The organism is Nocardiopsis sp. TRM 82005, assembly GCF_056312425.1.
Genome location: NZ_JBWDTQ010000032.1, coordinates 1 through 12,744 on the forward strand (window position 1 = coordinate 1; position 12,744 = coordinate 12,744).

The following is a 12,744-nucleotide window of genomic DNA, read 5'->3' on the forward strand; positions in this document are numbered from 1 at the left end:
CGGTCCTCCCCGCGGGGAGGACCGCCCCTCGCCTTGTCGACATGCCCACAGAACGACACGCACGTTGTCCACAGGCCCTCCTCGCCCCCGGCGAGAAGTTATCCACAGGGTTGTGTGCGTGAACGCCCATGTCTGGAGGGGTTCGCCGCCCCTGTGCCCGTCCGGGGCCGTTCGTACCCGACACGCACCGAATCCCCTGGTTTCCAAGGGGTGTGGAGACCCTGTTGCTCTTCCCACAACCTGCGCAAACACCAGTCGGCGCGATCGTGTCAACGAGCGATGCACACGATATGGAAGGCGCCTGTGGACAACCCTGTGCATAGCAACTTTGCCCAGATTCGGGCGTTCTGTGGAGGGGGCCGAAAAAAAATTTGGTGTCTTCTCTCCGAAGTTATCCACAGGAGAGGGGTCAAATCTGTGGACAACCCTGTGGACAACCTGTGGATAAGTGCGCCAACCCTGTGGGTAACTCACCTCCGGTCTGTGGACACAGTGACACGTCATCCGATGACCAAACCATCGGATGTTGTGGACAACCTGGGGAAAACCTGTGGATGAAGCTGTGGACAGCGTGTGGAAAACCTGTGAGCGGCTTCGTTCGTCCACAGACAGGCAGAGTTACCCACAGGGTTACCCACAGGGCCTGTGGACAGAAATTCGCACTCTGACCTGCAAGAAGAGGAGTTATCCACACTATCCACAGGCCCTACTACTACGGCGCTCCTTCAGTAACCAAGAGGGGGCTTCACAACCGCTCCGCGGAAAATCTGTGGATAAAGCTCCGAGTCCGGTGCGACGACGGTCCGGTCCTGAGCTGGCAGCGGCAGCGGGTGAATCCAGGTAACGTGTGGTCTCGCCCCTGCCATCCGCCGCCCGGATCCGGACGGTGACCCCTACGGGATCCGAGGCAGCTCCTGCGGCACCGACGGTGCCAGCGCATCGACGCGATCACCGTCCACAGCCCTGTTGACGGAGCCCTCGGCTGACCCACAGATCCACGAGCTGAAACGTTGAGGCTTCGACCGGCATCCCGGTCGTGCGGAAAGTGAGTCGGAAAGTGAAGTTCCGGGTCGAACGCGACGTACTGGCCGATGCTGTCGCCTGGACCGCGCGCACACTCCCGACGCGCCCCTCGGTCCCGGTGCTCGTCGGCATCCTGCTGGAAGCCGGAGAGTTCGACGGCCGCCAGCAACTGCGCCTGTCCGGCTTCGACTACGAGGTTTCCACCCAGGCCGCGGTGGACGTCGACGTCGAGGAGCCGGGCAAGGTCCTGGTCACCGGCAAGCTCCTGGCCGAGATCACCCGGAACCTCCCCGCACAGCCTGTGGAGATCGCTACCGACGGCCCCAAGGTCGTCGTCACGGGTGGCAGCGCGAAGTTCACCCTGACCACCATGCCGGTGGAGGACTACCCCACGCTCCCGGAGATGCCCGGTGTGAGCGGGACCGTCGGCAGCGACGCCTTCGCCGCCGCGGTCAGCCAGGTGGCCGTGGCCGCCGGGCGCGATGACACCCTGCCGATGCTCACCGGTGTGCGCGTCGAGATCGAGGGCGACACCATCACGCTCGCCTCCACCGACCGCTACCGCCTGGCCGTGCGGGAACTCACCTGGAAGCCGGAGAACCCCGACCTGTCCGCGGTCGCGCTGATCCCGGCCAAGACCCTCCACGACACCGCCAAATCGCTCACCTCGGGCGCCGAGGTCTCGATCGCCCTCTCCAGCGGTGACGCCGGCGAGGGGATGATCGGTTTCGAGGGCGGCGGCCGCCGCACCACCACCCGTCTGCTGGACGGCGAGTTCCCCAAGTACCGGGCGCTGTTGCCGGACGCCTTCAACTCCGTCGCCGAGGTCAGCCGCTCCGAGTTCGTCGAGGCCGTCAAGCGCGTCTCGCTGGTCGCCGAGCGCAACACACCGCTGCGGCTGTCCTTCTCCCAGGGCCAGCTGGTCCTGGAGGCCGGTACCGGCGAGGAGGCCCAGGCGGTCGAGGTCCTGGAAGCGGAGCTGGAGGGCGACGACATCCAGATCGCCTTCAACTCCGGCTTCCTGCTGGACGGGCTCGGCGCCATCGGCACCGACGTGGCCCGGTTGAACTTCACCACCTCGACCAAGCCGTCGATCCTCACCGGCAAGCCCGCGGAGGAGGGCTCCTCCCCCGAGTACCGCTATCTGATCATGCCGGTGCGTCAGCCGGGCTGACCGGCGACCGGTTCGATTGACTGGTACCTGCCGGACCCGGTCCGCGGCCCGGGACGACCGGCGTCCATCCACAGGCGGCGAAGGGGAGCACCACCATGCAGCTCGCAATGATCGGTCTCGGCAAGATGGGCGGCAACATGGCCGCACGTCTGAGGGACAAGGGCCACGATGTCGTCGGCTACGACGCCTTCTCCGAGGAGCGCGACGTCGACACCCTGGCCGAGCTTGTCGACCGCCTGGCGGCCCCGCGGGTGGTCTGGGTCATGGTCCCCGCGGGCGACCCCACGGCTTCCACCATCGCGGAGCTGGGCGACCTGCTCGCGGAGGGCGACCTCGTCATCGAGGGCGGCAACTCCCACTACGCGGACGACCGGGTCCGCGCGGAGAAACTGGCCGCCAAGGGCATCGGCTACCTTGACGCCGGTGTCAGCGGCGGTGTCTGGGGCCGCCAGAACGGCTACGGCATCATGGTCGGAGGCACGGCGGACGACGTCGAGCGCACCCGTCCCGTCTTCGACTCCCTGACCCCCGACGAGGGCGGCGGCTTCGTTCACGCCGGTCGGGTCGGCGCCGGGCACTTCGTCAAGATGGTCCACAACGGTATCGAGTACGGCATGATGCAGGCCTTCGGTGAGGGCTATGAGCTCATGGCCGCCTCCGGTCTGGTGGACGACGTCCCCGGCACGTTCGAGAGCTGGCGTGAGGGCACCGTGGTGCGCTCCTGGCTGCTCGACCTGCTCTCGCGGGCCCTGGAGGAGGACCCGGAACTGTCGCGGCTGCGCGGCTACGCCGAGGACTCCGGTGAGGGCCGCTGGACCGTCCAGGCCGCCGTGGACCACGCGGTCCCCGCGCCGGCGATCACCGCCTCGCTCTACGCCCGGTTCGCCTCCCGTCAGGAGGACAGCCCGGCCATGAAGGTCGTGGCGGCCCTGCGCAACCAGTTCGGCGGGCACTCCGTGACCAGGGCGGAAACCTCCGACGACGCCTGAGAGGCGTCCGCGCCGACCACACCCCTCCTTCCTCGGGAACGGGTCCCACGGGACCGTTCCCGAGGCCCGACCCACCCTTCCCCCGCCCGTTTCCGCGCCACCGCCCAGGAGGAAGGCCGGATGTACGTATCCCACCTGCAACTGGCCGACTTCCGGTCCTACGGCGAAGCCCTGCTGGAGATGGATCCCGGTGTGAGCGTGTTCGTCGGCGGCAACGGCCAGGGCAAGACCAACCTGGTCGAGGCGATCGGCTACGTGGCCACCCTCGGCAGCCACCGGGTCTCCTCCGACACCCCGCTGGTCCGCCAGGGCGCGCCCCGCGCGATCGTCCGAGCCAAGGTGGTGCGCGACGAACGGTCCATGGTGGTGGATCTGGAGCTCAACCCGGGCCGTGCCAACCGCGCCCGGATCAACCAGGCGCCCGCTGGGCGCCCGCGCGAGATCCTGGGGATCCTGCGCACGGTGCTGTTCGCCCCCGAGGACCTCGCCCTGGTCAAGGGCGATCCCGGCGAGCGGCGCCGCTTCCTCGACGACCTGCTGGTGGCGCGCGCACCCCGGATGGCGGGCGTGCGCTCGGACTACGACCGGGTGCTCAAACAGCGCAACGCCCTGCTCAAGTCGGCCTCCAGCCAGATGTTCAAGCAACGCTCGGCGCCCGACCTGAGCACGCTGGAGGTCTGGGGCGACCACCTGGCCGAGACGGGCGCCGAGCTGTTGGCGGCGCGGCTGGAACTGGTGGAGGAGCTGCGTCCGAGGATCGCCGAAGCCTACGCCGGGCTGACCGAGTCCGGCGGCCCGGCCGTCCCCCACTACCGGAGCGGGGCGGTCCCGGAGGGCGGCCAGTTGCCGGCCGGGCGCCCACAGCTCGTGGAAACCCTGCGCACGGCCATGGCGGAGGCCCGGGACCGGGAGCTCCAGCGCGGCATCAGCCTGGTGGGCCCGCACCGCGACGACCTGCACCTCCAGTTGGGTGACCTGCCCGCCAAGGGCTACGCCAGCCAGGGCGAGGCCTGGTCGTACGCGCTCGCGCTCAAGCTGTCCGCCTTCGACCTGCTGCGCTCCGAGGGCGACGACCCGGTCCTGATACTGGACGACGTGTTCGCCGAACTCGACAGCGAACGCCGCCGCAGGCTGGCCGAACGGGTACGCGGCGCCGAGCAGGTCCTGGTGACCGCCGCCGTCGCCAAGGACATCCCCGAGGAACTGGACGGAGCGCGGTTCGGCGTGCACGAGGGGGTCGTCAAGGGTGAGTGATCGTTATCCACACCCTGTGGACCACGGGCCGGTCTCCGGTGCTGCGACCCCCGGCGGACTCCGTCCGCAGCCTGTGGAGGGAACACGCCGCTCCCCCGACCCCGGGACGCCCCCTCCCCCTCCCGCGTCCGGCGCGGACCTCGCCCGCCAGGCGCTGGCGCGTGCCCGGGCCGAGGCCAAGGACCGGGGGGCGGTGCCGCGTGGCCCACAGCGCTCGCGTCGGCGTGGCCGGTTGCGGTCACGCAACGAGCCCCAGATGTTCGGCGATGCCGTGCGCACGTGGCTGATCGAGCACGGCTGGCAGGAGCAGGTGGCCATCGGCGGGGTGTTCGGCCGCTGGGCCGATATCGTGGGCGATTTCAACGCCGAGCACCTCCGTCCGGAAAGTTACTCGGAGGGCGAACTGGTCGTGGTGGCCGATTCACCGACGATGGCCAGCCACGCGCGAGCGATGACGCGGGACCTGATCCGCCGCCTGAACGAGGAACTGGGTGACGGAACGGTGGTCTCCATCAAGGTCCGCGGCCCCGGTTCCCGGCGTCGTTGAGGCGTATCCGGGCGGGGCGCGGGACCGGGCCGTCCGGTTTCTCCGTCCACGTCCTGTGGATATCCGCAGGTGAGCCCCTGTCCTCCGGACGGTGAACGCTCCGCGGTTCGGATACTGGCCGGTAACGAGGCGGGCACGACCCGTCGTTCGCCGTAACGCCACTCAACCGCATCGGGACTTGCGCGGAGGGCATCCCGCGTGTAGGGGCTCGTCTCCCGCCCTGAACGTTCGTTGTGAGGCGGCACAGGGCCGCCAATGCCACTTTGTCGCACTGCGCGGGGTATCATGGAGGCGGTTATTCAGACGCCTGTAGCCGGTACCACGCCCCCAGAAGAGGGTGGGCGGGCGGCCCCTGCGGCGGACGGTGATCCCCCAGGTGTCGCGGCACGACGACCCTCCTGGTCACCGTGCCGTGGGATGACCGTCGTTCGCACGGCCGCGGTCCGCAGGCGTCCCCAGCAGGAGGGTGTACCCACTTGGCCTACGACGCTCGATCAATCACGGTTCTGGAGGGGCTTGAAGCAGTACGCAAGCGCCCCGGGATGTATATCGGTTCCACCGGGGAGCGGGGCCTGCACCACCTGGTATACGAGGTGGTCGACAACTCGGTCGATGAGGCACTGGCGGGGCACGCCAGTGGTATCGAGGTGACCCTGCTGGCCGACGGCGGCGTGCGCGTGGCCGACAACGGCCGCGGTATCCCCACAGACCTCCACCCAGTGGAGAAACGGCCGGCTGTCGAGGTCGTGCTCACCACGCTGCACGCGGGTGGCAAATTCGACGGTAAGTCCTACGCGGTCTCCGGCGGTCTGCACGGTGTCGGCGTCTCCGTCGTCAACGCGCTGTCCAGCGCGCTCGAGGTGGAGATCCGTCGCGACGGCCACGTATGGCGCCAGCGTTACGAGACGACCGCGCCCACGGGCGACCTGGTCAAGGGTGAGGAGACCGACGAGACCGGTACCCAGCTCACCTTCTGGCCGGACACCGGCATCTTCGAGACGACGGCGTTCACGTTCGAGACGCTCGCCCGCCGCATGCAGGAGATGGCCTTCCTCAACAAGGGGCTGTCCATCACCATCCGCGACGAGCGGCCCGAACACACCGACGGCGGACCGAGGGTCAGCACCTATCACTACGAGGATGGGCTGTCCGACTTCGTCAAGCACATCAACACCAAGAAGGAGCCGGCGCACGCGTCGATCATCTCCTTCGAGGAGGACGGCGAGGGCATCTCGGTCGAGATCGCGATGCAGTGGAACCAGTCCTACACCTCGTCCGTGCACACCTTCGCCAACACCATCAACACGGCTGAGGGCGGCACCCACGAGGAGGGCTTCCGCTCCGCGCTGACCACCCTGGTCAACCGGTACGCGCGCGACCAGAGGCTGTTGCGCGACAAGGAGGACAACCTCACCGGCGACGACATCCGGGAGGGTCTGACCGCGATCATCTCGGTCAAGCTGGCCGACCCGCAGTTCGAGGGCCAGACCAAGACCAAGCTGGGCAACACCGAGGCCAAGTCCTTCGTCCAGAAGGTCACCAACGAGCACCTGCGCGGCTGGTTCGAGCGCAACCCCGGCGAGGCCAAGGACATCGTGTCCAAGTCCAGCCAGGCGGCGCGTGCCCGTATAGCGGCCCGGCAGGCGCGCGACCTCACCCGGCGCAAGACCCTGCTGGAGTCCACCTCCCTGCCCGGCAAGCTGTCCGACTGCCAGTCGACCAAGCCGGAGGAGTGCGAGGTCTACGTCGTCGAGGGTGACTCGGCCGGCGGTTCGGCCAAGGGAGGCCGCAACCCGTACAACCAGGCCATCCTGCCGATCCGGGGCAAGATCCTGAACGTCGAGAAGTCCCGGATCGACCGCATCCTCAAGAACGCCGAGGTCCAGGCGATCATCACCGCCCTGGGCACCGGCATCCATGAGGACTTCGACGCCGACAAGCTGCGGTACCACAAGATCATCCTGATGGCCGACGCGGACGTCGACGGCCAGCACATCCGGACCCTGCTGCTCACCCTGCTGTTCCGCTTCATGAAGCCGCTGGTCGAGGCCGGCCGCGTGTACCTGGCCCAGCCGCCGCTGTACAAGATCAAGTGGGACCACCGCGGCAACGACGCGGACTACGCCTTCTCCGACCCCGAGCGCGACCGCCTCATCGAGGCCGGGGTCGCCGCGGGGAAGAGGGACCCGCGGCCGCGCGACATGGTGCAGCGGTTCAAGGGTCTGGGCGAGATGAACGCCAACGAGCTGTGGGACACCACGATGGACCCCGACCGCCGGGTGCTGCTCCAGGTCAGCCTGGAGGACGCCGCCCAGGCCGACGAGATGTTCAGTGTGCTCATGGGCGAGGACGTCGAGTCGCGGCGCTCCTTCATCCAGCGCAACGCCAAGGACGTCCGTTTCCTGGACATCTAGAGGGATCCCGCGTCCGGAGCAGGAGGCCCCGGACGGTGAACCACGCTCAAGCAAGCTTCGTAGAAGGGATCGACATCCGTGACGGATGCGAATAACCCAGGCGTCCCCGAGGGACCTGAAGGGGCGGACTCCGCTTTGGAGGCCCCCTTGCGGCAAACCGACCGGGTCGAGCCGGTCGACATTCAGGTCGAGATGCAGCGCAGTTACCTCGAATACGCGATGTCGGTCATCGTCGGCCGTGCCCTGCCGGACGTGCGTGACGGACTCAAGCCGGTCCACCAGCGCGTGCTCTACGCGATGTACGACGGGGGGTACCGTCCCGACCGCGGGTACTTCAAGTGCGCCCGTGTCGTCGGTGACGTGATGGGTAACTACCACCCTCACGGTGACAGCGCCATCTACGACACCTTGGTGCGCCTGGCCCAGTGGTGGTCCATGCGGATGCCGCTGATCGACCCCAACGGCAACTTCGGCTCCGCGGGCAACGACCCGGCCGCGGCCATGCGTTACACCGAGTGCAAGCTCGCGCCGCTGGCCATGGAGATCCTCCGGGACATCGACAAGGAGACCGTCGACTTCCGGCCCAACTACGACGGCCGCTCCTCCGAGCCCGTCGTACTGCCCTCCCGGTTCCCGAACCTGCTGGTCAACGGCTCATCGGGCATCGCGGTCGGTATGGCCACCAACATTCCGCCGCACAACCTGCGCGAGGTCGCCAACGGGGTCAACTGGTACCTCGACAACCCCGAGGCCGGCGACGAGGAGCTGCTCGACGCACTCATCGCGCGGGTCAAGGGGCCGGACTTCCCCACTCGCGGGCTCATCGTCGGCAAGCGCGGTATCGAGGAGGCCTACCGGACCGGGCGCGGCTCCATCACCATGCGCGCCGTGGTCGAGGTCGAGGAGGACAGCCGGGGCCGACAGACCCTGGTCATCACCGAGCTGCCCTACCAGGTCAACCCGGACAACCTCGCGCTCAAGATCGCCGACCTGGTCAAGGACAGCAAGATCACCGGCATCGCCGACGTGCGTGACGAGAGCAGTGGCCGTACCGGCCAGCGCCTGGTCATCGTGCTCAAGCGCGACGCCGTGGCCAAGGTCGTGCTGAACAACCTCTACAAGCACACCCAGCTCCAGGAGACCTTCGGCGCGAACATGCTCGCCCTGGTCGACGGGGTGCCGCGTACCCTGCGCCTGGACCAGATGATCCGGCACTGGGTCAAGCACCAGGTCGAGGTCATCGTCCGCCGGACGCAGTACCTGCTGCGCAAGGCCGAGGACCGGGCGCACATCCTGCGTGCGCTGCTGCGGGCCATGGACCGCATCGACGAGGTCATCGACCTCATCCGGGCCAGCGCCTCGGCCGACGAGGCGCGCTCCGGTCTGCGGAGCCTGCTGGAGATCGACGACATCCAGGCCCGCGCCATCCTCGACATGCAGCTGCGCAAGCTCGCCGCGTTGGAGCGCAACGCCCTCACCGCCGAGTACGACGAGCTGATGGCGCAGATCTCCGACTACAACGACATCCTCTCCTCGGACGTGCGCCAGCGGGGCATCATCCGCGAGGAGCTCGGCGAGATCGTGGAGAAGTACGGCGACGAGCGGCGCACGCACATCATCCCCTTCGAGGGCGACATGCGCATGGAGGACTTCATCGCCGAGGAGGACGTGGTCGTCACGATCTCCCGCGGTGGATACGCCAAGCGCACGCGCATCGACAGCTACCGCGCCCAGAAGCGCGGGGGCAAGGGTGTGCGCGGGGCCCAGCTCAAGCAGGACGACATCGTCCAGCACTTCTTCGTCACCACCACCCACAACTGGATCCTGTGCTTCACCAACCAGGGCAGGGTGTACCGCACGAAGGCCTACGAGCTGCCGGAGGCCGCCCGCGACGCGCGCGGACAGCACGTGGCGAACCTGCTCCCGTTCCAGCCGGGCGAGGAGATCGCGCAGATCATGGCCCTGCGCGACTACGAGGCCGCCCCGTACCTGGTACTCGCCACCCGTGAGGGTCTGGTCAAGAAGTCCCGCCTGGAGGACTTCGACTCGGCGCGCGCGGCCGGCATCATCGCGATCAACCTGCGCGAGGACGACGAGCTGATCGCCGCCCGGCTGGTCTTTCCCGGCGACGACCTGCTGCTGATCTCCAGCGACGCCCAGGCGATCCGGTTCCCGGCCTCGGACGAGTCGCTGCGCCCGATGGGCCGCGCCACCAGCGGTGTGATCGGCATGCGGTTCCTGGAGGGTGACTACCTCTTGAGCATGGACGTCATCCGGCCCGACGACGGCTCCACGGACGTCCTGGTCGCCACGGAGAACGGCTACGCCAAGCGCACCCCGTCCGAGCAGTACCCGATGCAGAACCGGGGCGGCAAGGGCGTGCTGACGGCCAAGGTGGTGGAGGCCCGCGGCAAGCTGGTCGGCGCCATGATGGTCGACCCCGAGGTGGACGAGATCTTCGCGATCACCTCCGCGGGCGGGGTCATCCGCACCGGTGCCGCCGAGATCAAGCAGTCCGGCCGTACCACCATGGGTGTGCGCCTGATGAATCTGGACAACGGCAACAAGATCGTGGCCGTGGCACGCAACGCCGAGGCCGCCGAAGAGGAGGCCGTCGACACGGCCGAGACCTCGATCGCCGAGGAAGGCAACCCCCCGGCCTAGACTTCGCGTTAGGTCCCATAAGGTCCGCGAGGTTCGATTCTGTGAACCTCGCGGACACCGGTAGTGCCAATCACCCGTCCTCAATGAAAGTCCAGCGGTAACGTTTCTATGTCTGACAATCAGCGGAACACCACCACGAACGAATCCGACCCGGACACGGCGGAGACCGCCGGGGGAGGGGACGTGGAGACGGCCGAGAAGGACACGGTAGAGGCGGGGGCCACCGTGACCGCTGAGGCCGACGAGGCGTCCGGCGAGAAGGGCACCACCGAGGTCGAGGAGGAGTCCTCCAAGGAGGACGACGCCGAGACCGACGAGGCGTCCGGCGAGAAGTCCGGCAAGAAGAGTGCCGTCGAGACGACGGACGCGGAACCCGCCGCTCCCGTCGAACCGGCCGTGGCGGAGGACCGCACCGAAGCGGGGGGAACGCCAGTGTCCGAATCGAAGTCCTCGGTGTCTGAGAGCCCGAGCGCCGTGAAGGCGAGCCTGTCCAGCCGGAAGGCGCACCTGACGGTCTCCCGTGTGGAGCCCTGGTCGGTGATGAAGTTCAGCTTCGTCGTCTCCCTGGTGTGCTTCATCGTCCTGTTCGTGGCGGTCGCGGTGATCTACGCGACGCTGTCGATGCTGGGCGTCTTCGACGAGCTGACCAACATGATCAACGCGCTCCTGGAGGGCGACGGGGCGGAGGACGAACTCGGACTCAACCCGTCCACCTGGTTCTCCCCGGGCTTCGTGCTGGGGTACACCGGCATGATCGGCGCGCTGAACATCGTGCTGATCACCGCGCTGTCCACGGTGGGAGCGATGCTGTACAACCTGGTCGCCGACCTGGTCGGCGGCGTGGACGTGACGCTGTCCGAGGCCGAGTAGCGCCCGTTCCGGGGCCCGGTCCGGAGAATCGCTTCCGTGCCGGGCCCCACGCGTTCGCGGCCCCGTCCCGAGCACTCCCGTACGGGGGGTAAAATAGGAGGTGAAGAGGGACGCGCCAGTCGCTTCCCATCTCGCGTCCGCCCCATGCGACCGGTTCGCCCCGGTCCTGCGGATGCGGTAGAGTTCCACTCGGAACGAGGGCGTATAGCTCAGTCGGTTAGAGCGCATCCCTGATAAGGATGAGGCCCCAGGTTCAAGTCCTGGTACGCCCACACTGTTTGTGCAGTTGAGAGCCTTGTTCTCCACGTCGGAGAGCAGGGCTCTTCCTGTTTTGACCGTATCTGGCCGTGGAACCCCACGGCATCCCCTGACCGCGACCGTCATCTGGCGAATCCCCTGGTTCGGATGCGGCGCCTCGGGCGGGCAGAGCCTGGAACGGTCGCAGACGCACACGCTAGTGGACTGGCCGCAAACGTTGCGGGTGTGGAGCAGGAGGTTTCACGCCCGTTGATCTTGTACCTATAGCGAGGTTGGGCGCCGAAACACGCTACAAGTACAAGATCAACGCGGTAGGACCGGTTCGGCGAACCTTTGCGGTCGCCGCACTACTGAGTTTTTCGTTAGTTGTGCGGGGTTGGAAAGCGGATCTCCAGCCCCGCATGGGCCAGGAAGGACCATGGGAGCCGGTCGTCTTCACAGACACGGTTGATACCTCGCTCGGCTGCGTCGGCGACATCGGCCAAGTGGTCACCGGCCACGTTGGCCAACTCTCGCCCCTTGATGGCCGACCACAACATCTCCACCGGGTTGAGTTCGGGGGCGTAGGCGGGCAGCCGCTCCAGGGTGAGCCAGTCCTGGGCATCCACCCAAGCACGCATGGTCCGGCTCCAATGCGCGCTCAACCCGTCCCAGACCAGCACCACCCGCTCGCCCTCGTAGAAGAGCTTAAGCACCGCGATCAGCGCGTCGGTGTCATAGCTGCCCGGGCGCAGGTCAAAGCACAACCGGGCGCCGCGTCCGGGGTCGGCGGCGTGGTAGCCCAGTCCGGCGGCCATCGAGGCCTTCTTCCAGTTCAACCGGTGCGTAAGGGTGGGTGTGTGGCCGCGGGGTGCGTAGGTGCGGCGCACCTGGGGCAGCAGCGAGATGCCTGATTCGTCGAAGAACATGATCCATGCCCGGTTTTTCAGAGCCCCCTTTTGATGCGTGGCCACTCGTGGGCCACCCACCGGGCGATCTCGGACTCATCGCGCTCGGTGGCCTTGCGTTGGGGGCGTTGCAGGCTCCAGCCCAACCGGACGGTCAGCAGCCGCCACACCGCCGAGGAGGACAACTCCACCCCCGTCACCCGCTCCACCACCAGGCCCACGCGTTCCAGCGTCCACAACTGGGACTCGAACCCGTGGGCCTGGGCCCCTTCCTCCAGCGCGGCGCGCACCTGTTCCACCTGGGCATAGGTCAGTTTGGGCGGGCGCCCGGTGGCCGGGCGGCGGCGCAACGCCGTTGTCCCGTCCTGCTCCCACAGACGTTTCCAGCGCCGCACACTGTCCGCGCAGACGCCGAGTAGCCGGGCGATCTCGGCATGAGAGTGGCGGCCCTGGTTGAAGAGCTTGGCCGCGTGCATGCGCCGGGCTTCGGCCAACTGCGGGCGAGTCAGCGGCGGAACGGTTTCCTCAAGGGCAGAGGGCTGGGTGGTGAGGGGCATGCCGTGATGCTCGCACGACCGAGCCCCCCACACCCGCACAACTAACGAAAAACTCAGTAGGGAGTGTTTTTTAGAAGGCTTTCGGGTCAGTGAGCGGCCGTTTGGGC

The 12,744-nt window shown here is 67.7% G+C and carries 9 protein-coding genes and 1 tRNA gene; 8 read left to right on the top strand and 2 right to left on the bottom strand.

Annotated elements, in window-relative coordinates:
* Positions 1 to 1,057 precede the first annotated feature (1,057 nt).
* The 8 genes from dnaN (at position 1,058) to AC0T5L_RS23270 (ending at position 11,207) form a co-directional block, all read left to right on the top strand.
* On the top strand, positions 1,058 to 2,197 hold the full coding sequence (gene dnaN, locus AC0T5L_RS23235; RefSeq protein WP_476167600.1) for a DNA polymerase III subunit beta: 1,140 nt from the start codon (positions 1,058 to 1,060) through the stop codon (positions 2,195 to 2,197).
* A gap of 95 nt (positions 2,198 to 2,292) precedes the next feature.
* Entirely contained in the window at positions 2,293 to 3,186 is an 894-nt protein-coding gene (gnd, locus tag AC0T5L_RS23240; RefSeq protein ID WP_476167601.1) for a phosphogluconate dehydrogenase (NAD(+)-dependent, decarboxylating), read from the top strand.
* Between the two features lie 120 nt (positions 3,187 to 3,306).
* A complete protein-coding gene (recF, locus tag AC0T5L_RS23245; protein WP_476167602.1) occupies positions 3,307 to 4,440 on the top strand; it encodes a DNA replication/repair protein RecF in 1,134 nt (377 codons plus the stop codon).
* 73 nt (positions 4,441 to 4,513) lie between these two features.
* Positions 4,514 to 4,987, top strand: coding sequence for a DciA family protein (locus AC0T5L_RS23250; RefSeq protein WP_476167603.1), 474 nt, complete (start codon positions 4,514 to 4,516; stop codon positions 4,985 to 4,987).
* A 476-nt stretch (positions 4,988 to 5,463) separates the two neighbouring features.
* Positions 5,464 to 7,401 (top strand): DNA topoisomerase (ATP-hydrolyzing) subunit B, encoded by a 1,938-nt coding sequence (gyrB, locus tag AC0T5L_RS23255; protein WP_476167604.1) that lies wholly within the window; start codon positions 5,464 to 5,466, stop codon positions 7,399 to 7,401.
* Between the two features lie 78 nt (positions 7,402 to 7,479).
* A complete protein-coding gene (gene gyrA, locus AC0T5L_RS23260; protein WP_476167605.1) occupies positions 7,480 to 10,065 on the top strand; it encodes a DNA gyrase subunit A in 2,586 nt (861 codons plus the stop codon).
* A 108-nt stretch (positions 10,066 to 10,173) separates the two neighbouring features.
* Complete coding sequence (locus AC0T5L_RS23265; RefSeq protein WP_476167606.1) at positions 10,174 to 10,935, top strand: DUF3566 domain-containing protein; 762 nt, start codon at positions 10,174 to 10,176, stop codon at positions 10,933 to 10,935.
* A gap of 198 nt (positions 10,936 to 11,133) precedes the next feature.
* Positions 11,134 to 11,207: transfer RNA gene (locus AC0T5L_RS23270), tRNA-Ile, on the top strand.
* Between the two features lie 348 nt (positions 11,208 to 11,555).
* Here AC0T5L_RS23270 and AC0T5L_RS23275 read toward each other — a convergent pair.
* Positions 11,556 to 12,101, bottom strand: coding sequence for a transposase (locus tag AC0T5L_RS23275; protein WP_476167607.1), 546 nt, complete (start codon positions 12,099 to 12,101; stop codon positions 11,556 to 11,558).
* A gap of 17 nt (positions 12,102 to 12,118) precedes the next feature.
* Positions 12,119 to 12,637: a winged helix-turn-helix domain-containing protein gene (locus AC0T5L_RS23280; RefSeq protein ID WP_476167608.1), complete on the bottom strand. Its 519-nt coding sequence runs from the start codon at positions 12,635 to 12,637 to the stop codon at positions 12,119 to 12,121.
* Positions 12,638 to 12,744: the final 107 nt, after the last annotated feature.